This window comes from Pseudoalteromonas galatheae (assembly GCF_005886105.2).
Lineage (GTDB): Bacteria > Pseudomonadota > Gammaproteobacteria > Enterobacterales > Alteromonadaceae > Pseudoalteromonas > Pseudoalteromonas galatheae.
Window position 1 is genome coordinate 1,511,783 of the sequence record NZ_PNCO02000001.1, and the last position, 22,603, is coordinate 1,534,385.

The following is a 22,603-nucleotide window of genomic DNA, read 5'->3' on the forward strand; positions in this document are numbered from 1 at the left end:
AAACCTATTTTTACATCAATTTTTACACTCAAGTGAACTATTTGGTGTCCAAATTGGTTTATCTAGAGTGTGCTGCTTGCATTTGAGAATATGTAGGTGGGTTTCATAAAAACAAGTAGATGGCTCCTTGTGGGCAAAGATGGGCAAGTAACTGTGAAAATGCAAAGACCTGTAAATCTAGATCTTACGACTATATCTATGCCAATAACGGCTAAAGCGTCGATTCTTCACCGTATTACTGGTGTAGCGTTCTTCTTCGCTTTAACCTTTGTGATTTGGGCTTGGTCTGAATCTCTCTCTTCTTCTGAAGGCTTCATGTTTGTAAAAGAACTGATGACTAGCTTTGTCGCGAAATTCATCGCGTGGGGCACCCTAACTGTATTGTCTTACCACGTTATCGCTGGTATCCGTCACATGATACAGGACAAGGGGTGTTGGGAAGAATTAGAATCAAGCGCGAATAGCGCGAAAGTTGCACTAGCGCTTTGGGCTGTTTTAGCAATTTTAGCTGGAGTATGGATATGGTCTTAAATCAAGCGACTCTTAAGCGTGATGGCGTACAAGACTTCGTGTCATTACGCACAACTGCGTTAATTATCCTAGCTTATGCTGTATTTATCATAGGCTATTTATTATTGACTCCTGAACTGACCTATGAAGCTTGGTCAGGGTTGTTCTCAAACTTAGCTGTTAAAGCAGCGACGATGATCACACTCGTTTGTATCATGGTGCATACACGCATTGGTTTGTGGCAGGTTCTAACTGACTACGTTAAGAACTCGACAACTCGCACTGTCCTTGGCTTTGTATTAAACCTTATGGCAATAGCTTACGTAGCTATTGGTCTATTTGTTCTATGGGGTGTTTAAGTGAAATATAACGTACGCGAATTTGACGCAGTTGTAGTTGGTGCTGGTGGCGCGGGTATGCGCGCGGCACTCGCTATTTCAGAATCAGGTAAAACTTGTGCTCTTATTTCAAAAGTTTTCCCAACTCGTTCTCACACAGTATCTGCGCAAGGTGGTATTACAGTCGCGCTAGGTAATTCTCATGAGGATAACTGGGAATGGCACATGTACGATACGGTGAAAGGGTCAGACTACATTGGTGACCAAGATGCCATCGAATACATGACTAAAACGGGTCCTGAAGCTATTACTGAGCTTGAGAACATGGGACTACCTTTTTCTCGTTTTGAAAATGGTCGTGTTTATCAGCGCCCATTCGGTGGTCAGTCTAAAAACTTCGGCGGTGAGCAGGCTGCACGTACAGCGGCGGCTGCTGACCGTACTGGTCACGCATTATTACATTGCTTGTATCAGCAAAACGTGAAAAACAAAACAAACGTGTTCTCAGAGTGGTATGCGCTTGATTTAGTTAAAAACGACAAAGGCGACGTCGTTGGTGTTACCGCGATTGATATCGAAAGTGGCGAAGTCGTTTATTTCAAGTCTAAAGCAGTGGTATTAGCAACGGGTGGTGCAGGTCGTATTTACGCATCTACTACTAACGCACACATTAACACTGGTGATGGTGTTGGTATGGCGGTGCGTGCTGGTATTTCAATGCAAGACATGGAAATGTGGCAGTTCCACCCAACCGGTATTGCAGGTGCAGGTACGCTTGTGACAGAAGGCTGTCGCGGTGAAGGTGGTTACCTTCTAAACAAAGACGGTGAACGCTTCATGGAGCGTTATGCACCTAACGCAAAAGACTTAGCTGGTCGTGACGTTGTTGCACGTGCAATGATGACAGAAATTCGTGAAGGCCGTGGCTGTGAGGGTCCTTGGGGTACACATATCAAGCTTAAACTCGATCACCTTGGTGAAGAGATGCTAAATCTACGTTTACCTGGCGTATGTGACCTTTCTAAGACATTTGCACACGTTGACCCTGCTAAAGAACCAATTCCGGTCATCCCAACATGTCACTACATGATGGGTGGTGTACCAACGAATGTGAATGGCCAAGTGTTAAGTGTTAGTGAAAATGGTGATGAGCGTATCATCGAAGGTTTATTCGCTGTAGGTGAAATTGCGTGCGTATCAGTACACGGCGCAAACCGCTTAGGTGGCAACTCGTTGCTTGATTTAGTTGTATTTGGCCGTGCGGCAGGTAACTTCCTAGGCACGTACCTAAACAACTTCGAGTCTACTGGTGAAGCATCGAAAGATGATGTTGATAACGCGTTCGCACGTTACAATCGCTGGGAGTCGTCTGAAGCTGGTAAAGGTGAAGATCCAGTACAAATTAAAAAAGACCTCCAAGAGTGTATGCAGCTTAACTTCTCTGTATTTAGAGAAGGCGATGCAATGGCTGAGGGCCTTAAAGAGCTTAAAGAAATCCGCGAGCGTCTTAAGCATGCTCGTCTAGATGACAAGTCATCTGAGTTCAATACGCAACGTATTGAGTGTTTAGAACTAGATAACTTGATGGAAACAGCGTACTCGACAGCAGTAGCCGCTAACTTCCGTACAGAGAGTCGTGGTGCACATTCACGTTTTGACTTCCCAGAGCGTGACGATGAGAACTGGCTGTGCCACTCAGTTCATCACCCGGGGTCTGATTCGATGACTAAGCGTGAAGTAAACTTTGCGCCTACAACCCGTGAAGCCTTCCCGCCAAAAGCACGTACATACTAGGAGTTCAACGATGGCGACTTTAGAATTATCAGTTTATCGTTACAATCCTGATGAAGATTCAGCACCGCGTATGCAGGACTATACTCTAGAAGTAGAGGAAGGTCGTGACATGATGGTGTTGGACGCTCTGATGCAATTAAAAGAGCAAGATCCAACTTTATCTTTCCGTCGTTCATGTCGTGAGGGCGTTTGTGGCTCTGACGGCGTAAACATGAACGGTAAGAACGGCCTTGCCTGTATTACTCCAATTTCTGCGGTGCAGAAAGGTGGAAAAGGTAAGATCATTATTCGTCCATTACCGGGTTTACCAGTAATTCGTGACCTAGTAATTGACATGAGTCAGTTCTATACGCAGTACGAGAAGGTAAAGCCGTTTTTGATCAACGACAAGCCGACTGGCGGTGTTGAACGTCTTCAGTCTATTGAAGAACGTGAAAAGCTAGATGGTCTGTATGAATGTATTCTTTGTGCATGTTGTTCAACGTCTTGTCCTTCGTTCTGGTGGAATCCAGACAAGTTCATCGGTCCGGCAGGTCTTCTACACGCTTATCGTTTCTTGGCTGATAGCCGCGATACAGCAACGGAAGAACGTCTTGCAGGCCTTGATGATGCGTTCAGTGTATTCCGTTGTCACGGTATCATGAACTGTGTTAACGTTTGTCCAAAAGGTCTTAATCCAACTAAGGCAATTGGGCATATTAAATCAATGTTGTTAAACCGTTCGGTATAACACATACTACTAGCTAAGATGGCAAGCAAATGCTTGCCATCTTGTTTTCGTTTGGGTTTCTGCGCTAGATAAAAGGGCTAATAGATGCACGAAGGTGTGATGAAGGCATGGCTAGAATCTTCGCATTTGTACGGCGGTAACGTTGCGTACGTAGAAGATCTATATGAAGCGTATTTAGATGATGCAGCTTCAGTGCCAGAAGAGTGGCGAGAGGTGTTTGATCAACTACCAAAAGTTGATGGTGTGGATGTTGACACAAAGCATTCAGAAGTGAGAACGCAATTTGCGGAACTTGCTAAAAACAAACACAGAGAAGTCGTGGTTTCTGCAGAAGGTTCTGCTGATGCCAAACAAGTTAAAGTTCTGCAGTTAATTAATGCATTCCGTTTCAGAGGTCATCAGAACGCAAACCTAGATCCTCTAGGGATTTGGGATAGAGAGCGTGTTCGCGATCTTGACCCTGCTTTTCATGATTTAACCGATGCAGACTTAGATAAAGAATTTAACGTTGGCTCATTTGCTTGTGGCAAAGAGACAATGAAACTCAAAGACTTGTACGCTGCGCTTAAAGCGACATACTGTGGCTCTATCGGCGCTGAGTACATGCACATCACGTCTACCGAAGAAAAGCGTTGGCTACAACAGCGTTTGGAATCGTCCTTCTCGAAACCACAGTTCGACAAAGAAACCAAACTAAGAATCTATAAAGGCCTTACTGCTGCAGACGGCTTAGAAAAGTATCTGGGTGCAAAATTTCCGGGTGCGAAGCGTTTCTCTTTAGAAGGCGGTGATTCACTTGTGCCTATGCTGAAAGAGCTTATTCATCGTGCTGGTGAAAGTGGTCAGCAAGAAGCCGTAATTGGTATGGCTCACCGTGGTCGTCTAAACGTACTAGTGAATGTACTGGGTAAAAACCCACAAGAACTATTTGACGAGTTTGCTGGTAAATACGGTGAGCATGCAGGTTCGGGTGATGTTAAATACCACATGGGTTTCTCTTCTGACTTTGGTACGAAGGGTGGCAATGTTCACATGGCATTGGCATTTAACCCATCTCACCTTGAAATTGTAAACCCAGTAGTAATGGGCTCGGTACGTGCTCGTCTTGACCGACTAAATTGCCAAAGTGGCTCTAAAGCACTACCAATCACAATTCACGGTGACTCTGCAATCGCAGGTCAAGGTGTCGTACAAGAAACGTTTAACTTATCGCAAACACGTGCATACGGCGTTGGCGGTTCGATCCGTATCGTAGTTAATAACCAAGTAGGTTTCACTACATCAAAACGCGAAGATACTCGTTCGACTGAATACTGCACTGATATCGCTAAAATGGTTCAGGCACCTATCTTCCACGTTAACGCTGACGACCCAGAAGCTGTTGCATTTGTTACACAAGTTGCACTTGATTTCCGTAACAAGTTTAAGCGTGATGTAGTGATTGACTTAGTGTGTTACCGTCGTCATGGCCACAACGAAGCTGATGAGCCAAATGCGACTCAGCCGTTGATGTATCAAAAGATCAAAAAGCACCCAGTACCTCGTCAATTATATGCTGATCAGCTCGTACGTGAAGGTGTGATTTCTGAAGATGATGCGAAGCAGATTGCCGACGATTACCGTAATGGTCTTGATAAAGGTGTTTGTGTAGTAGAAGAAATTCAAAAAGAAACCAAGCATTCTTCTGATTGGTCTAAGTATGTTGGTCACGACTGGGACGCGCCTTATGAGCCAAAAGTTGCGTTAGATAAGCTTAAAGCGCTTGGCGAAAAGATTGCGAACTATCCTGAAACGCATAAAGCACAATCACGCGTTAAAAAGATTTACGACGACCGTAAACTAATGGCGCAAGGCGAGAAAATGCTTGATTGGGGTATGGCTGAGACATTGGCTTACGCGACTTTAGTTGACGAAGGCACAGACGTACGTCTTACTGGCCAGGATTCTGGTCGTGGCACATTCTTCCATCGTCATGCTGTAGTACATAACCAAAAAGACGCGTCTACTTATCTTCCGCTACAAAACATTCGTGAAGGCCAAGGCCTGTTCGAAGTGTACGATTCAGTATTGTCGGAAGAGGCGGTACTTGCATTCGAGTATGGTTATGCGACAGCAGAGCCAACGTCATTGGTACTGTGGGAAGCGCAATTCGGTGATTTTGCCAACGGTGCTCAAGTCGTATTTGACCAATTCCTTAGCTCAGGTGAACAGAAGTGGGGCCGTCTATGTGGTTTAACACTTTTACTTCCTCACGGCTATGAAGGTCAAGGTCCAGAGCACAGTTCTTCGCGCTTAGAGCGTTATTTGCAGCTTTGTGCTGACCACAATATGCAAGTATGTGTACCGTCAACACCAGCGCAAGTATACGCAATGTTACGTCGTCAATCGGTTCGTCCACTGCGTCGTCCATTGATCGTAATGACGCCTAAGTCGCTATTACGCCACCCACTAGCGGTTTCTAGCCTAGAAGAGCTATCTGAAGGCGTATTCAACAACATGATCGATGAGATTGATGATATCAATCCTGAAAACGTTGAGCGTGTGGTGTTCTGTAGCGGTAAGGTTTATTACGAACTACTGCAAGAACGTCGTAAGCAAGAACTTAACAACGTTGCTATCGTTCGTGTTGAACAGCTATATCCTTTCCCTCACAAAGAGATGGATGAGATCATGGCTCGTTACCAGCACGTAAAAGATTTTGTTTGGTGTCAAGAAGAGCCACAAAACCAAGGTGCTTGGTACTGTTCACAGCATCATTTCTGGGAAGCTATCCCAGCTGGCGCAAATCTGACGTATGCAGGCCGTAAGGCTTCAGCTGCACCAGCATGTGGATACATGTCTACACATACTAAAGAACAAAACGCGTTAATTGCTGACGCTTTAACAATTAAGAAATAAGGAATAAGAGATGACAACCGAAATTAAGGTGCCTGTTCTTCCTGAGTCTGTTGCAGATGCAACGGTTGCTACATGGCATGTAAGCGTTGGCGATAAAGTGACTCGCGATCAAAACTTAGTTGACATCGAAACGGATAAGGTCGTTTTAGAAGTGGTAGCACCAGAAGATGGTGTTATCGTTGCAATTTCTGAAGAAGAAGGCGCAACCGTTCTTGGCGAACAAGTTATTGCACAACTAGGTGCTGCTGATGAAGCAGCAGCGCCTGCTCAATCAAATGAAAAACCAGCAGCGTCAGAATCGGCGCCAGCAGCAGAAGGTAAAGAAGTGGACATTAAAGTACCTGTACTTCCTGAGTCAGTAGCAGATGCTACTATCGCAACTTGGCACGTTCAACCAGGTGAAGCGGTTAGCCGCGACCAGAACCTAGTTGATATTGAAACTGATAAAGTGGTTCTTGAAGTTGTTGCACCTGAAGACGGTGTGATGGGTGAGCACATCCACGCTGAAGGTGAGACTGTACTAGGTGATCAAGTTATCGGTAAAATCGTTGCCGGTGGTGCACCAGCTGCATCATCAAGTGCTAAGAAAGAAGAAGCACCAGCAGCTGCTTCTGACGAAAACTCAGATGTACTAACGCCATCTGTTCGTCGTCTTATCGCAGAAAAAGGCCTTGATGCTGCTAAGATCAAAGGTTCTGGTAAAGGCGGTCGCATTACTAAGGAAGACGTTGATGCTTTCCTAAAAGCACCAGCAAAATCAGAGTCTAAGCCTGCGGCTTCTGCACCAGCAGCGCCTGTAGGTGAACGTACACAAAAGCGTGTACCTATGACTCGTCTGCGTAAGACAATCGCTAACCGTCTATTAGAAGCGAAGAACTCAACAGCAATGCTGACGACGTTCAACGAAGTAAACATGAAGCCAATCATGGATCTTCGTAAGCAATACCAAGAAGTTTTTGAGAAGCGTCACGGTATCCGTTTAGGTTTCATGTCTTTCTACGTGAAAGCAGTAACGGAAGCCCTTAAGCGTTTCCCTGAAGTAAACGCGTCAATCGACGGTGATGATATCGTTTACCACAACTACTTTGATATCAGCATCGCGGTATCAACGCCTCGTGGTCTAGTGACTCCGGTACTACGTGATTGCGATAAGCTTTCAGTTGCTGAAATCGAAAAGAACATTCGTGAACTGGCTATCAAAGGCCGTGACGGTAAGCTAACAGTAGATGATATGACTGGCGGTAACTTCACAATCACCAACGGTGGTGTGTTTGGTTCACTCCTTTCTACGCCTATCATCAACTTGCCACAATCTTCAATCTTGGGTATGCACAAAATCCAAGAGCGTCCTATGGCAGTAAATGGTAAGGTTGAAATCTTACCTATGATGTATCTAGCGCTTTCTTATGACCACCGTCAAATCGATGGTAAAGAGTCAGTTGGCTTCCTAGTGACGATTAAAGAGTTGCTTGAAGATCCAACACGTTTACTACTAGACGTATAATATTTGTTTAAAGAATAAGCTGTATGCTCGCATGCAGCTTTTTTTTTGCGCCTTTGGTCTAAGTGGGGTTTTCATCAGAAGCCTTGGGATCTATACTATGTGCGCAATTTGGGATAGCTGACTATTTGCATAAATATTCAGCTTTTTTAGTATAAAAAATTGGATAAAGCATCATGAATTTGCATGAGTATCAGGCAAAACAACTTTTTGCCGAATATGGTTTACCTGTATCAGAAGGCTTTGCTTGTGATACACCTCAAGAAGCAGTAGAAGCTGCTGGTAAAATCGGTGGAGACAAGTGGGTTGTTAAGTGTCAAGTACACGCTGGCGGCCGTGGTAAAGCTGGCGGTGTTAAACTTGCAGACAGCAAAGACGAAATCCGCGCATTCGCTGAAAACTGGTTAGGTAAAAACCTAGTTACTTACCAAACAGACGAGAAAGGTCAGCCAGTTGCTAAAATCTTAGTAGAAAGCTGCACTGATATTGCAAATGAACTATACCTAGGTGCTGTTGTTGACCGTGGTTCACGTAAGATCGTGTTCATGGCATCAACTGAAGGTGGTGTAGAAATTGAACAAGTTGCAGAAGAAACGCCTGAACTAATTCATAAAGCTGAGATCGACCCACTTGTAGGTCCTCAAGCTTATCAAGGTCGTGAGCTAGCGTTCAAACTAGGTTTGAACCCAACTCAAGTTAAGCAGTTCACTAAGATCTTCATGGGTCTAGCGCAAATGTTTATCAACCACGACTTTGCACTACTAGAGATCAACCCGCTAGTAATCACAGACGCTGGTAACCTACACTGCCTAGACGGCAAAATCGGTGTTGACGGTAACGCATTATTCCGCCAGCCTAAGATCCGTGAATTCCACGATCCTTCACAAGAAGATGCACGTGAAGCTCACGCTGCAAGCTTCGAGTTAAACTACGTTGCTCTAGACGGTAACGTTGGTTGTATGGTTAACGGTGCAGGCCTTGCGATGGGTACTATGGACATCGTAAACCTACACGGCGGCAAGCCAGCTAACTTCCTAGACGTTGGTGGCGGCGCGACGAAAGAGCGTGTATCTGAAGCATTTAAGATCATCCTTTCTGATGACAATGTTAAAGCAGTATTAGTTAACATCTTCGGTGGTATCGTACGTTGTGACATGATCGCTGAAGGTATTATCGGTGCGGTTAAAGAAGTTGGCGTAAACGTACCAGTAGTTGTACGTCTTGAAGGTACTAACGCTGAAGCTGGTCGTGAAGTACTAGCTAACTCTGGCCTTGACATCATTGCAGCTGAGTCACTAACTGACGCTGCTGAGAAAGTAGTTGCTGCTGCGGAGGGCAAATAATGTCTGTACTAATTAACAAAGATACTAAAGTAATCTGTCAAGGTTTCACTGGTGGTCAGGGTACTTTCCACTCTGAGCAAGCTATCCAGTACGGTACGCAAATGGTTGGTGGTGTTTCTCCTGGTAAAGGCGGCACAACTCACCTAGGTCTACCTGTATTTAACACAGTACGTGAAGCGGTAGAGTCAACTGGTGCAACTGCATCTGTTATCTACGTACCAGCTGCTTTCTGTAAAGACGCTATCCTTGAAGCGATCGACGCAGGTATCGAGCTAATCGTATGTATCACTGAAGGCATCCCTACACTAGACATGGTTGATGTTAAAGTGAAGCTAGAAGAAACTGGCGTTCGCATGATTGGTCCTAACTGCCCAGGTGTTATCACTCCAGGTGAAACTAAGATCGGTATCATGCCAGGTCACATCCACATGCCTGGTAAAGTAGGTATCGTGTCACGTTCTGGTACTTTGACTTATGAAGCAGTTAAGCAAACAACTGACGCTGGCTTCGGTCAATCTACTTGTGTTGGTATCGGTGGTGACCCAATCCCAGGCACTAACTTCATCGACGTACTAGAGATGTTCCAAAACGATCCGCAAACTGAAGCTATCGTAATGATCGGTGAGATCGGTGGTACAGCTGAAGAAGAAGCGGCTGAGTACATCAAGCACAACGTAACTAAGCCTGTTGTTTCTTACATTGCTGGTGTTACAGCTCCTCCAGGTAAGCGTATGGGTCACGCTGGTGCAATTATCGCAGGCGGTAAAGGTACAGCTGATGAGAAATTCGCAGCACTTGAAGCAGCGGGTGTTAAAACAGTTCGCTCTCTTGCAGAAATCGGTTCTGCACTAAAAGAGAAAGCGGGTTGGTAAGTTAATACCACGTGTTAAAAAGGCTCCTTACGGAGCCTTTTTTGATCTAGTTATACCTATTGTATGAGTGAATTATGCCTTTTCATAAACTCGGTCAGTTTTGTGAAGCCACAAGAAATGAATTATTAACATTTATTAGGGAGAATCCAACGTTCGGTACAAAGCGCTGCGGCCGCAATGAAATATTGTTGCAGCAAGGACAAATGCAACATTATGGCTTCTTTATCCACTCTGGCAAGCTCGTCTCATCGGTAGTAAATGAAGTAGGGGAACTAAGACATAAGGAGTTCTATTTTGCTGGCGAACTTTGTATTTTATTTGCTGAGTGGATCCAAAAATCTCCTAGCTTCTATCAAATCTCTGCGCTGGATGATGCAAAGGTTGTACTCGTTCCGTTAGCCAAATTGGAACAAGATAATCTCCGCGCACTTAAATTAAAATTATTACAACAACAGTTGCTATTCAAAGAAGCAAAAGAAGCGTTTCTATTACTAAATACGCTTGAGCAAAGGTATTGTTTTTTGCGTGACGAACGTCCACATTGGGTTAATGGTTTGGCAAATTATGATCTTGCTAATTATTTGGGTGTAACGCCTCAAGGCTTATCACGGTTAAAGTCGCGAGTAAACAATGCACAAGTGACCACAACTAAGCGCTAGCTCAAAGACTATATTCACGCTCTACCTTAGCAATACGAGTTGTATAGCTTTGATACCATTTCTTATTACCGCTTTTTTGTGCCTCAATATGCTCAGCATTGGCTTTCCATGCTTTGATTGATTCTAAGTCGCGCCAATAAGAAACCGTGATCCCAACCTCTTCACGCGCAGATTCTAATCCTAAAAAGCCAGGTTGAAGCTGTGCAAGCTCGACCATTCTCGACGCGGTTCGGGCGTAGCCCTCATCGTCTTCATTTTTTATATTGGTAAAAATTACGGCGTAATAGGGTGGTGGTGGGGTAGTTGCAATCATAAGTTGTAGCGCAGTAAATTGTAGATGCTATGTTTATACCAATTAAGCTGTGCTTAAATCAATCACGATAAATGATGAGTTACTCATCAGAGCAACTCAGCATTTATTTTTAATATCATTCAACCCCAAAAGGATTGTCTATGCTGTGCGCAGGCTCAGTAAACCAACGCGGACCATCGTCGGTCATATAGAAATGATCTTCCAAGCGAATGCCAAATTTATCAGGAATAACCAGCATAGGTTCGTTTGAAAAGCACATTCCAGCTGCAAGCGGTTCTGGGTTGTCTTTGACTAAATAAGGCCATTCGTGGATATCTAAGCCGATACCGTGCCCAGTGCGATGTGGGCAACCTGGTAGTTGATAATCAGGACCGAGCCCATTGCTGGCAATATACTCTCTCGCGGCCTTATCAACAGCGCCACAGGGCGCCCCAATTTTGGCTGCATTAAATGCTGCAATTTGCGCTTGCTTCTCGATTTGCCAAACGGACTTTTGCTTTTCACTGGGGTCGCCAAAAACATAAGTGCGGGTGATATCGCTAAGATAGCCGTGTAACTTACAACCAGTGTCGACGAGAACCACATCGCCTTTTTTCAGCGTTTGTGGATTTTTTACACCATGTGGGAATGACGACGCCACACCAAATAGCACAATACAAAAATAATTGCCCGGCGCCCCCACTTTTTTGTGCGCTTCATTAATAAAGGCTTCAACTTCGGTTGTGGTGATCCCTTCATACAGCATAGATGCCGTTGCTTTATGTACGGCAAGTGTCATGTCCATTGCGCGTTGAATAAGGGCAATTTCATTGGCCGACTTATGCATTCTACAATGCGCGGTTACTACCTTTGCATTAATAAGCGAAAGCCCAGGTGCCGCGAGTCTGATCCCATCAGCAACAAAAAACGCAGTGCTTTCGTCAATGGCGAGTGTGCCTGTGCTATCAATATTGAGTGTGTTAAGTATGTTTGCGACGAGCTCGTAAGGAGATTCTTCTTCTTGCCAAGCATGAATAGGGCCTTCAATCAGCCAATAATCCTTAATAGAGCCGATTTCAAAAAATGGGACGATAAACTGAACTTGTCCATTGGCGGGTAAAATAGCACCGACCAAACGTTCACTGGCGTACCATTGTAAACCAGTAAAGTACTTTAAATTTGTACCAGCATTTAAATAGAGCGCATCAATGTTGTTTTGCTGCATATATTGTTGAGCTTTCTCTATTCTTGCTAAATACTCGCTTTCGCCAATTGGCGCTATGCCTTTGGTCATATCTTCTAAGTTATCTAGCGCTTGCTGCGCGCTTTGGTATGCAATACCTTTCATTTTTGTGCTCCTTGTCTAATTAAATCGAGCAATACTAAAAGGAGTAAGATCGATGTCGTTGGGCTTGTTGTCAATAAGATCTGCGATACATTCACTGGAAATTGCGGCTTGGGTCAGTCCTAAGTGCTGATGACCCAGTGCAAAATAAACGTGGTGATGATTTGGCGCTTGTCCGATGACAGGTAAATAATCTGGGAGTGAGGGACGGCAGCCAACCCACAAGTTATCATTTTTTTGTGGCAGCGATGAGTTTAACAATATACTTGCATGATGCAATAATGCGTGAGCACGGCTGTAATTGGGCTTACTCTCCAGTGTGGCAAATTCTACTGTACCGGCCAGTCGCAAACCTTGTGACATGGGCGTCATGATAAACCCTCGTTCACTTGAGGCGACAGGTCGTGTAAGCGTATTATTCAATGCCAACATGTTGTGATAACCGCGCTCGGCAATCATGGGCAGTGAGTAACCTAAAGACGCACAGAGCGTTTTACTTGCAGCACCCGTTGCCACAACCACTTTGTTAAAGGCCATCATGTGGCTTTTGGAGTGAAGTGTATAGCCATGCCCTGTGTGGGTAATATTATCGATTGAGCCTTGCTTGAACGTACCGCCTAGCTGTATAAACTGCTCATATAACGTCAAACAAAGGGCGTAGGGGTCTGTGCTATGCGCGACTTTATCAAAATACAGTGCCGAGGTGATGGTACTTGATAGGCTCGGCTCCATTTCTCGGGCTTGATCGCCTGTTAGTAAGCTCACTGAGATGTCTTGTTCGGCGTATTTGTTATAGCTTTGACGCGCAGAGCTTTCGTCACCTTCAAATACCAGTAAACTGCCGTTACTAGATATAAGTGTATGATATTTGTCACCAAGTAAACGCTGATATGCGGGTAGTGCGCGTTCATTTAAACTTCTAAGTGCGATTGTACCTTTATGGAAGCAGCTACTTTTCATTTGCTTTAAGAATCGTACAAACCAAGGAATATTTTTGACCAAAGAGGTGGTCTCAATTCGCAAAGGCCCCACCGGATTGACTAACATGCTAGGCACCTTTGTTAGTAAAGCTGCGTCTGCCATGGGGAATACCTGCTCTGTGGCAAAATGCCCCGCGTTACCCTTAGAACATCCCTCTGCGGGCTGATTTTTATCGAGCAAGGTAACAGCGTGGCCTCGTCGAGCTAATTGCAGCGCTGTGGTGATCCCAATGATCCCTGCGCCTATCACTGCAATTTTATTATTATTTTCCACAATTTACCTCACCACCCTAAATTGTATTTCCACATAGCCTTCAATCAAACCTCATTGAAATACCAACAAGAAAAAATTTAACACTTATAAATCATAGTATTAAAGATGTTTAAGCCAATCATTTGAGTTAATGGCTAAAAAATCTCTCTTTCGAATATTGATTATTGTATACAATATACCTATGATGGCAAGCACAATAACTAAACAACTTAATGAAAGGCGAGAACCATGAACGTAAATTGGCAGGGTGTATATCCAGCAGTAACCACTCAATTCCATGATGATGAAAGCATCAACTTTGATACCACAAAAGCGATGATAGATAACCTGATTAACGAAGGGGTTCATGGCATCATAGTATTAGGCACCGTAGGTGAAAATTGCTCACTCACGGCTGACGAGAAACGCCAAGTTTTAAAAGCTGCAACAGAAGTTGTAGGTGATAGAGTGCCACTACTTAGTGGTGTGGCTGAAACCACAACAGCACTTGCTGTCGAGTTTGCCAAGGATGCAGAAGCGCTAGGCATTGATGGACTGATGGTATTGCCGGGGATGGTCTACCGCTCAACAGAGCGTGAAGCTATTCATCATTACCAACAGGTGGCGCGCAGCACCGCATTACCTATTATGATTTACAACAATCCAGTGACCTATGGTGTCGACGTGTCAATCGAAGGCATGAAAACCTTAGCTGAAGAGCCCAATATTGTTTCTGTAAAAGAAGCAACGGAAGATACTCGCCGTATTAGCGAGCTGTTTAGCGCATTTGGCGATCGCTACGTAGTATTTGGTGGTGTTGATGATATCGCACTGGAAAGCCTGATGCTTGGCGCGACGGGTTGGATCTCGGGATTGACTAATGTATTCCCACGCGAGTCAGTGGCTATTTATAAACTTGCTGAGCAAGGTCGTTTTGAGGAAGCGCGTGCGCTGTGGCGTTGGTTTTTACCTTTGCTACGTTTAGATACGATTCCGACACTGGTGCAGTGCATCAAATATGCAGAGTATTTGGCTGGGCGCGGTAGTGAAGTGACTCGTTCTCCAAGATTGCCACTAACTCAAGAAGAAAAAGCCTATGTAAGTCGTTTGTACGATGAAGCGATGGCAAATCGAATTGACTTAAGCCAATATAACTTGGACTAAGCGTATGATTTTAGGCACCTACTATTGTATAGATGGCCATACTTGTGGCAATCCCGTGCGCTTGGTCACAAGCGGTCATCCAACGCTTTTGGGCGAGAGCATGAGTGAAAAGCGCCAACATTTTTTACGTGACTACGATTGGATAAGGCGCGCATTGATGTTTGAGCCCAGAGGCCATGACATGATGTCGGGTGCCTTTTTGTATCCACCGACCACTGCTGATGGGGATGTGGCAATCCTATTTATCGAAACCTCTGGGTGCTTGCCTATGTGTGGGCACGGCACTATCGGGACAGTCACTTTTGGCCTCGAAAGCGGCCTTATTACCCCAAAGGAACAGGGGGTACTCAAGCTTGACACCCCTGCGGGGCGCGTGAATGCCTATTATGAGATGAAAGCAGGTAAAGTGACTTGGGTAAGGCTCTACAATGTGCCGGCATTTTTGGCTTACCAAGCGGTGCCTGTCCACGTTGATGGGTTGGGGGAGCTTATCCTTGATATCGCCTATGGCGGTAACTTTTACATTATCGTTGAACCTCAAAGTTTATTTGCTGGTGTGGATCAAAGCTGCGCCGCTGAATTACTGGCGTGGAGCCCTAAAGTGCGCGCGGCAGTTAATGCGCAAATAAACCCTATTCATCCCGAAGACTCTACCGTGTGCGGCGCCTCCCATGTGTTGTGGACAGGCAAGCCACAGCACCCAGGTAGTCATGCGGCCAACGCGGTATTTTATGGCGATAAAGCACTTGATAGGTCACCTTGTGGCACAGGCACAAGTGCAAGAATGGCACAGTTGTATGCAAAGGGGCTGCTAAAAGAGGGTGATACATTTGTTCACGAGAGCATCATAGGCAGTCAATTTATCGGTAAGGTCGAAGGCACAACTGAGGTCGCGGGAAAAGCCGCTATTCTACCAAGTATTCAAGGTTGGGCACGTCAAACGGGGAGTAATTGTATCACTGTAGATGACGAAGATCCGTATGCACTTGGTTTTCAGGTGCTCTAGCCATTAAGACTGAAAGAAAACAGGAGCTAACAATGAATTTATCAGGAAAGAGCTACGTCAACGGTGCGTGGCAAGCCGCACAAACGGCAACAACGTTTTGCGCGTTTTGCCCGGCAACCAATGAACCGTTAACGCAAGCATTTTTTAACGCCAGTGAAGCACAAGTAGAAGAAGCCGTTAATGCAGCAGAGCAGGCTTTTAAGGCTTATCGTAAAACCTCGATGACTGCTAGAGCCGAATTTTTAGAGACCATAGCCCAAGAAATTCTCGCCTTAGGTGATGAGCTGATCACTACTACGATGGCAGAAACTAACCTACCAAGGCCACGACTCGAGGGCGAGCGTGGCCGCACGGTAAACCAATTAAACACATTTGCTGCAGCGCTGAGAGATAACCTAGCTGAGCTTTGCCTGACTAAGGAAGAGCAAGCAGACCCAAATCGCACGCCGGTGCCTAAGCCAAAAACACAGCTTAAGCATATTCCTATTGGTGTTGTTGCGGTGTTTGGCGCGTCAAACTTCCCGTATGCCTTCTCTACGCTCGGGGGCGATACCGCAGCTGCGTTAGCCGCCGGCTGTCCTGTGGTATATAAAGGTCACCCAGCACATCCGGCAACGTGTGAGCTAATGACTAGGGCCATCGCCACAGCAATAAGCAAGTGCGATATGCCAAGCGGGGTGTTTTCAATGCTGCAAGCGAAAGCATACGATGTCGCGCATTGGCTGGTGGAAGCTAAGCCTATCAAAGCGGTTGGGTTTACAGGCTCCTTTGGCGTTGCAAAAGCATTGCAAGAAACCATCGCGAAGCGCCATGAACCTATCCCGCTTTACGGTGAGCTTGGCAGCGTGAACCCGCAAATTGTCTTACCTGAAAAAGTACAGGCACAAGGCGCAGAGCTTGGTGCACAATTTGTCCAGTCTTTACTTATGGGTAATGGTCAATTTTGTACTAGCCCCGGCATTTGGTTGGTGCCAAGTAGTAGTTCGCAAACATTTATCGAGACAACTAAGCGACATATTAGTGAAGCGCCTTCAGATACCTTATTGACTCCGGGCATTTTAAAAGCTTATCAAAACAGCATCGCGGCGCTAAAAGCACACCCTCAAGTAACGTTGTTGAGCGCTGGTGAGCAAGCACAGCCGTTTCACGCAAGCGCTCACTTGTTCCTGACGGATAGCGAAAGCTTTGCAACCGATGCAAGGCTTAAAGAAGAAGTCTTTGGGCCAAGTGCTTTAGTGGTGAGCTATGACAACTTAGCACAGCTTGAAGACTTAATCGCAGACTTAGATGGACAACTCACCGCCAGTATTCATGGCACTGAGTCTGACCTACATCAAGCCGAATGCATCATAGAGGCGCTACAATACCGCGTAGGTCGATTGATTTACGGGCAAATGCCCACGGGCGTTGAAGTGTGCGCCACCATGAACCACGGTGGGCCGTTTCCGTCATCAACCGATGTACGTTCAACATCGGTAGGGTTAGAAGCGCTCAAACGATTCGTAAGACCAATTTGTATACAAAGTTAAGCAAACCAAGCCCATAGTACTGCTATGGGCTTATTTATTCAGACATAATTCGCACATCAAACTTATATACTCGACAAACATGCAATTTGAACTCAGATACGTTTATAATGAGTTCATAAAACAATAATTACTAAATACTATGGCGATTGTACATAAAACTCGAACTCAATTAGTTGCTGAAGCAATTCGTGAAAAAATCCTCACTGGCGAAATCAAAGCGGGCGAGCCGCTAAGGCAAGCCGCGCTGGCAGATGAGTTAAATGTAAGCCGTATTCCTGTTAGAGAAGCCCTTCTGCAACTAGAAGCTGAAGGCTTAGTTAACTTTGAAGCGCACAAAGGTGCGACAGTTACGCGTTTAAGTGCCGAACAAATCGATGAAATATTTGATCTACGCGCATTGTTAGAAGCCGAGCTATTACGTCACTCAATCGACAAGTTAACCGCACGCGACCTATTAGAAGCCGAAGCCATCTTAGCCGAGCTTGAAGAAGCAATGGCCGCTGGCGATACACAACTGGCAACGGGCAAACTCAACGCCGAATTTCACAGCAAACTCTACAGCAAAGCACAGCGCCCACAAACACGTGAGCTGGTGGATGTGTACAGTAAAAACTCCGAGCGCTACGTGCGCATGCATATCCTACTTGCGGGCGGCATTAAAACCGCACCAGAGGAACACCGCCAGCTATTAGAGCTATGCCGCGATAAAAATACCAAAGGGGCTTGTGACTTTTTGAAAAAACATATCATCGGCGCAAAAGATGATATCAAAGCATTGCTGCTAAAGCTTGAAAGCGAGCAGTAGGTAAATTTGGTTGTATAGGTCCTAGTGGATTTCTGAATAATAGTCATATCTATTCTCATGGCTATTGTTCAGGACGCTGTGATTACATGTATTACACAGACATAATCATATTTAATTTCCCTAACCTTGATCTGTATCATCCTCGCAAGACTAAAGTCTCATCAAAACTTGGTGGTTTTTTATCTATCTTTACTCTGTTCTAGCAAAACTGAGTAACCTATTATGACAACAATAACCTATCAACAGGCATATCAAACATTTTCCCAAGACCCTGAGGCATTTTGGCTTAAAGAAGCGGCACGGCTTGATTGGCATACGCCACCACAAATCGGACATAACCAAGACCAAGAGGGGCTGAGTCATTGGTTTAGTGATGGTTTGATGAATACCAGTTATTTGGCACTTGACCATCATGTACACCAAGGCCGAGGCGAGCAAACCGCATTAATTTATGACTCGCCGGTGACGAATACCAAACGCAAAATTAGCTATGGCGAGTTGCTCTCTCAAGTGAGCCATTTTGCAGCTGGCTTAAATCAACTTGGTGTAAGTGTAGGGGATAGGGTGGTAATTTATATGCCCATGGTGCCAGAGGCGGTCGTTGCCATGCTTGCTTGTGCGCGCGTGGGTGCTATTCATTCCGTGGTGTTTGGCGGTTTTGCACCTCATGAGCTTGCGGTGAGAATAGATGATGCGAAACCAAAGCTAGTGATCAGTGCTTCTTGCGGAATTGAAATAGGCCGCACGATTGAATACAAACCTATGCTGGATGAAGCTTTGTCGTTGGCAAAGCATCAAGTGGAACATTGCATTGTGCTACAGCGTGAAGCATACCAAGCGCAGATGTCATCGCCAAGGGACCTAGATTGGACTGTGGTGGCAAATACGCCAGAGTCTTTTGATGCTGTGCCTTTACCAAGCACGCATCCGCTTTATATTTTGTATACCTCTGGCACCACAGGCACACCCAAAGGAGTAGTGCGAGAGCAGGGCGGTCACGCCGTGGCATTAAACTACAGTATGAAAACCGTTTACGGCATGGAGCCCGGAGAAGTGTTTTGGGCAGCATCCGACATTGGCTGGGTTGTGGGGCATTCTTATATTGTCTATGGCCCACTGATTTATGGTTGTACCAGCGTGTTATACGAAGGAAAACCGATTAAAACTCCAGACGCAGGGGCATTTTGGCGAGTGGTTGAAGAATATCAAGTGGCAGCACTTTTTAGTGCACCGACGGCATTTCGTGCCATTAAAAAAGAAGATCCGAGCGCAGCGCTTTTGGCTAATTACAACACCAGCAGTCTAAAAACGCTATTTTTAGCTGGTGAACGACTCGACCCTGCCACCTACGACTGGTTACAGTCCACTACAAAGCTACCGGTAATTGATCACTGGTGGCAAACGGAAACGGGCTGGGCAATTGCGTGTAACCCAGTTGGGATTGAATTGATGCCTTCAAAGGCGGGCAGTGCCACAGTTCCTACACCGGGCTATCAAGTCGAGATCCTCGATGTAGACGGCAGTCCATGCGAGGCCAATCAACAAGGTGTTGTTGCGGTTAAATTACCACTTCCTCCCGGTTGTTTAACCACTATTTGGAATAACACGGCGCGCTTTAAAGGCAGTTACTTATCACAATACCCCGGCTATTACCTCTCTGGCGATGGCGGGTATTTTGATGAAGACGGCTACCTGTTTATTATGGGCCGCACTGATGATGTAATAAACGTAGCCGGGCATAGACTGTCAACTGGTGAAATGGAAGAAATCGTTGCTGGTCACAATGCAATTGCAGAATGCGCGGTATTCGCCGGTAAAGACGAGTTAAAAGGTCAAGTACCCATTGCAATGGTGGTATTGAAAGATGGCGTAAACACCACTGAATCGGCAATTGCCGAGGAGATAAGAAGCCTGATCCGCGAAAAAATCGGCGCGATTGCCTGCCTTAAAACCATTAAAGTGGTTGAGCGTTTACCCAAAACCCGTTCGGGTAAAATTCTCAGAAAGAACCTACGCCAGCTGGTAGACGGAGAAGACATTGTCGTGCCATCTACCATTGACGACCCGGCCATTATCGAAGAGTTAAAGCAATTGTGGGATGTGAGCCAGCACCAATAGTTTTTGCGTGTCAGCAGGTTACCCCTAACGCGAAACGCGCATCAACATTAGTTAGGAGCGGGTTCATTCCGCGATCTTTTGAGTGCGGTTCCTTCTAAAATCTGATGTCGCAATAAATCACGACCTACGAGTTTTAGTAATGATTTACCAGTGTTGCTGAGCTGTTAGGGTAAACCTTGTGCTAAACGCGCATCAACATTAGGTAGGAGCGGGTTCACCCCGCGATCTGTTGAGTGCGGTTCCTTCTAAAATCTGATATCGCGATAAATCACGACCTACCAGTTTTAGTCACGTTCTGCTATTGTCCGCAAACTGTCCGGTGTCCGTCCAATCCCCTTGAATAAAGCCGTTAAATCTCATAAATTTCATATAAAACAACAATATAAATTCTGGCACGCTACTTGTAATTAGTTACTCATGATAATCTCGGACACTCACGTGTCCGCATGGAGGTAGCATGATTAAAGATACAAGTGCGCAAGACAAACAAATCGCAAAAAAGCGAACCATAAAAAAGCCTGTAATTGCGTTATTGGCCGTTGGCATCACATTAGGTGGACTAACCAGTGCTTGGTCAAGTATTAACACTATTCTATCAGCAGAGCAGACCGTATCGCGGGAGCAAGTACGTCTCGCCACAGTAGTGAGAGGTGATATCAGCGAAGATCTTCGTGTTGAAGGGCGTACGCTCGCTGCGAATAATCCAGATTTATATGCCATCGCATCGGGCACAGTAACGCTAAACGTTAAACCTGGTGATGCCATCAAAGCGGGGCAAGCGTTGCTTAGGATAGATAGTCCTGAACTAACCAATCGTTTACTACAAGAAGAGGCTACGTTCGAACGTTTACAAACGGAAGTTGAGCGCCAACGGATCTCGATTAAACAGCAGCTACTCGATACCGAACAACGCATGGAAATGGCGAAAGTAGACTTAGAAGCGGCAGAGCGTGAAATGGCGCGCTCAAAACAAAGCATCGAAAAGCAAATTATCTCAAAATTAGAGCTTGAACAGTCAATGGTTGAACTTAAGCGCGCGCAGCTACAAGAGCGGCACGCCATCGAGTCGCTAAAGCTTGAGCAAGAGCGACTTGCGTTTGAGCTAAAAAGTAGTGAACTGAGCCTAACCAGACAGCAGCATATTTTAGAAGAAGTGCAGCGTCAGGTAGCAGCACTTAATATTATTTCGCCGTTATCAGGCATTGTTGGTACTGTGCATGTCCAACAAAAGCAGTTTGTACAGCGAGATGCCGCATTAATATCACTGGTTGACCTTTCTGAGCTTGAAGTTGAAGCACAAATACCAGAAATTTACGCCGACAACCTGGGGGTCGGCATGGCCGCTGAAGTATTTATCAATCAATACCAATATCATGCGAAGCTGGTCGCTATTTCCCCTGAAATCGAAGCTGGTCGCGTCAGTGCTCGGGTGCGCTTTGACGAGCAGCCAAGCGGCCTTCGCCAAAATCAAAAGGTATCTACAAGAATTATCCTATCGCAAAAGCAAGATGTGCTCAAAGTAAGGCGTGGTGCATTTGTTGAAACCGGTGCCGGGCGTTTTACCTATGCGGTTGTCGGTGAGCAGGCTGATCAAACACCAATTCAGATTGGTGTAAAAAGTATTTCTGAAGTTGAGATTATTGAAGGCCTGAGTGAAGGGCAAGAAATCGTGATTTCAAGTTTAGAACCGTTCAATAAAAAAGCGCGAGTGCTACTCGGGAAGTAGCGCCAGCTTTCGTTGCGAATAAGAATTAGAAGGAATAGACAATGTTAAAAATGAATGAAGTAAGCAAAATCTATCGCACAGATCTGATTGAGACCCATGCACTCAGTAATGTGAATTTGACCATTGAAGAAGGGGAATTTATTGCGGTCACAGGCCCGTCAGGATCGGGTAAAACGACCTTTTTGAACATTGCGGGTTTATTAGAGCGTTTTGAGCGCGGTGATTATTTTCTAGATGGTGAAAACGTTGCCAATCTTAACGATAAAAAGCTATCACAACTACGAAACGAAAAAATTGGCTTTATCTTCCAAGGCTTTAACCTTATCAGTGACTTATCTTTATATGACAACGTTGAAGTCCCCCTTATTTTTAGGGGAATAAAAGCCAATGAGCGTAAAAAGCGCATTGAAGAAGCACTCGAACTCGTTGGGCTTGCCAGCCGAATGAAGCATTATCCTGCACAGCTCAGTGGCGGGCAACAGCAACGTGTTGCTATTGCCAGAGCACTGGCGGGGAAACCGCGATTCCTATTGGCGGATGAGCCAACGGGAAATTTAGACAGCTTAATGGCAAGGCAAGTGATGGACTTATTACAAGAGGTAAACCAAGCGGGTACTACATTGATTATGGTAACGCATGACAATGAACTGGCTCGAAGAGCTGGTCGCAACATTCAAATTCTTGATGGTGAACTCACTGACATCACTAAATCTCAACTAACCGAACTGGCAGTGTAGGAG

Annotated in this window: 19 protein-coding genes; 16 read left to right on the plus strand and 3 right to left on the minus strand. The window is 45.4% G+C overall.

Annotation, left to right across the window (positions count from 1 at the left end; all coding sequences use genetic code 11):
• The first annotated feature begins 153 nt into the window (after window positions 1–153).
• The 9 genes from sdhC (at window position 154) to CWC29_RS06630 (ending at window position 10,645) form a co-directional block, all read left to right on the plus strand.
• On the plus strand, window positions 154–531 hold the full coding sequence (gene sdhC / locus CWC29_RS06590; RefSeq protein ID WP_128728235.1) for a succinate dehydrogenase, cytochrome b556 subunit: 378 nt from the start codon (window positions 154–156) through the stop codon (window positions 529–531).
• Window positions 522–869, plus strand: a complete 348-nt coding sequence (gene sdhD / locus CWC29_RS06595) for a succinate dehydrogenase, hydrophobic membrane anchor protein (protein ID WP_128728234.1) — start codon at window positions 522–524, stop codon at window positions 867–869. The genes sdhC and sdhD overlap by 10 nt, the downstream gene beginning before the upstream one ends.
• Window positions 870–2,642, plus strand: coding sequence for a succinate dehydrogenase flavoprotein subunit (sdhA, locus tag CWC29_RS06600; RefSeq protein ID WP_128728233.1), 1,773 nt, complete (start codon window positions 870–872; stop codon window positions 2,640–2,642).
• Window positions 2,643–2,652: 10 nt separating this feature from the next.
• Window positions 2,653–3,372 (plus strand): succinate dehydrogenase iron-sulfur subunit, encoded by a 720-nt coding sequence (locus tag CWC29_RS06605; protein WP_128728232.1) that lies wholly within the window; start codon window positions 2,653–2,655, stop codon window positions 3,370–3,372.
• An 84-nt stretch (window positions 3,373–3,456) separates the two neighbouring features.
• Window positions 3,457–6,270 (plus strand): 2-oxoglutarate dehydrogenase E1 component, encoded by a 2,814-nt coding sequence (gene sucA / locus CWC29_RS06610; RefSeq protein WP_138523848.1) that lies wholly within the window; start codon window positions 3,457–3,459, stop codon window positions 6,268–6,270.
• 10 nt (window positions 6,271–6,280) lie between these two features.
• Complete coding sequence (odhB, locus tag CWC29_RS06615; protein ID WP_045989062.1) at window positions 6,281–7,774, plus strand: 2-oxoglutarate dehydrogenase complex dihydrolipoyllysine-residue succinyltransferase; 1,494 nt, start codon at window positions 6,281–6,283, stop codon at window positions 7,772–7,774.
• A gap of 173 nt (window positions 7,775–7,947) precedes the next feature.
• Window positions 7,948–9,114, plus strand: a complete 1,167-nt coding sequence (gene sucC, locus CWC29_RS06620; RefSeq protein WP_010371452.1) for an ADP-forming succinate--CoA ligase subunit beta — start codon at window positions 7,948–7,950, stop codon at window positions 9,112–9,114.
• A complete protein-coding gene (sucD, locus tag CWC29_RS06625) occupies window positions 9,114–9,986 on the plus strand; it encodes a succinate--CoA ligase subunit alpha (protein ID WP_099641555.1) in 873 nt (290 codons plus the stop codon). The genes sucC and sucD overlap by 1 nt, the downstream gene beginning before the upstream one ends.
• 74 nt (window positions 9,987–10,060) lie before the next feature.
• A complete protein-coding gene (locus CWC29_RS06630) occupies window positions 10,061–10,645 on the plus strand; it encodes a Crp/Fnr family transcriptional regulator (RefSeq protein ID WP_138523846.1) in 585 nt (194 codons plus the stop codon).
• A gap of 1 nt (window position 10,646) precedes the next feature.
• Here the strand turns inward: CWC29_RS06630 and CWC29_RS06635 are convergent, their stop codons facing one another.
• The 3 genes from CWC29_RS06635 to CWC29_RS06645 form a co-directional block, all read right to left on the minus strand.
• A complete protein-coding gene (locus CWC29_RS06635; protein WP_138523844.1) occupies window positions 10,647–10,958 on the minus strand; it encodes an antibiotic biosynthesis monooxygenase family protein in 312 nt (103 codons plus the stop codon).
• Window positions 10,959–11,073: 115 nt separating this feature from the next.
• Window positions 11,074–12,285 (minus strand): M24 family metallopeptidase, encoded by a 1,212-nt coding sequence (locus tag CWC29_RS06640; RefSeq protein WP_138523842.1) that lies wholly within the window; start codon window positions 12,283–12,285, stop codon window positions 11,074–11,076.
• A gap of 15 nt (window positions 12,286–12,300) precedes the next feature.
• On the minus strand, window positions 12,301–13,536 hold the full coding sequence (locus CWC29_RS06645; RefSeq protein ID WP_138523840.1) for an NAD(P)/FAD-dependent oxidoreductase: 1,236 nt from the start codon (window positions 13,534–13,536) through the stop codon (window positions 12,301–12,303).
• Between the two features lie 228 nt (window positions 13,537–13,764).
• Between CWC29_RS06645 and CWC29_RS06650 the strand changes: the two genes are divergently transcribed.
• From CWC29_RS06650 to CWC29_RS06680, 7 genes are all read left to right on the plus strand, one after another.
• Window positions 13,765–14,679: a dihydrodipicolinate synthase family protein gene (locus CWC29_RS06650; protein WP_138523838.1), complete on the plus strand. Its 915-nt coding sequence runs from the start codon at window positions 13,765–13,767 to the stop codon at window positions 14,677–14,679.
• A 4-nt stretch (window positions 14,680–14,683) separates the two neighbouring features.
• The gene (locus CWC29_RS06655) at window positions 14,684–15,685 is read left to right on the plus strand and encodes a 4-hydroxyproline epimerase (protein ID WP_128728225.1); all 1,002 of its coding nucleotides are present in this window, start codon (window positions 14,684–14,686) and stop codon (window positions 15,683–15,685) included.
• A gap of 32 nt (window positions 15,686–15,717) precedes the next feature.
• Entirely contained in the window at window positions 15,718–17,214 is a 1,497-nt protein-coding gene (locus CWC29_RS06660) for an aldehyde dehydrogenase (NADP(+)) (RefSeq protein ID WP_128728224.1), read from the plus strand.
• Between the two features lie 139 nt (window positions 17,215–17,353).
• A complete protein-coding gene (locus tag CWC29_RS06665; RefSeq protein WP_128728223.1) occupies window positions 17,354–18,019 on the plus strand; it encodes a GntR family transcriptional regulator in 666 nt (221 codons plus the stop codon).
• 222 nt (window positions 18,020–18,241) lie between these two features.
• Window positions 18,242–20,137 carry a propionyl-CoA synthetase gene (locus CWC29_RS06670; protein WP_138523836.1) on the plus strand — a complete coding sequence of 632 codons (1,896 nt, stop codon included), beginning with the start codon at window positions 18,242–18,244 and terminating at the stop codon, window positions 20,135–20,137.
• Between the two features lie 457 nt (window positions 20,138–20,594).
• Window positions 20,595–21,863 carry an efflux RND transporter periplasmic adaptor subunit gene (locus CWC29_RS06675; protein WP_138522216.1) on the plus strand — a complete coding sequence of 423 codons (1,269 nt, stop codon included), beginning with the start codon at window positions 20,595–20,597 and terminating at the stop codon, window positions 21,861–21,863.
• A 41-nt stretch (window positions 21,864–21,904) separates the two neighbouring features.
• A complete protein-coding gene (locus CWC29_RS06680; protein WP_138522214.1) occupies window positions 21,905–22,600 on the plus strand; it encodes an ABC transporter ATP-binding protein in 696 nt (231 codons plus the stop codon).
• The last annotated feature ends 3 nt before the right edge of the window (window positions 22,601–22,603 follow it).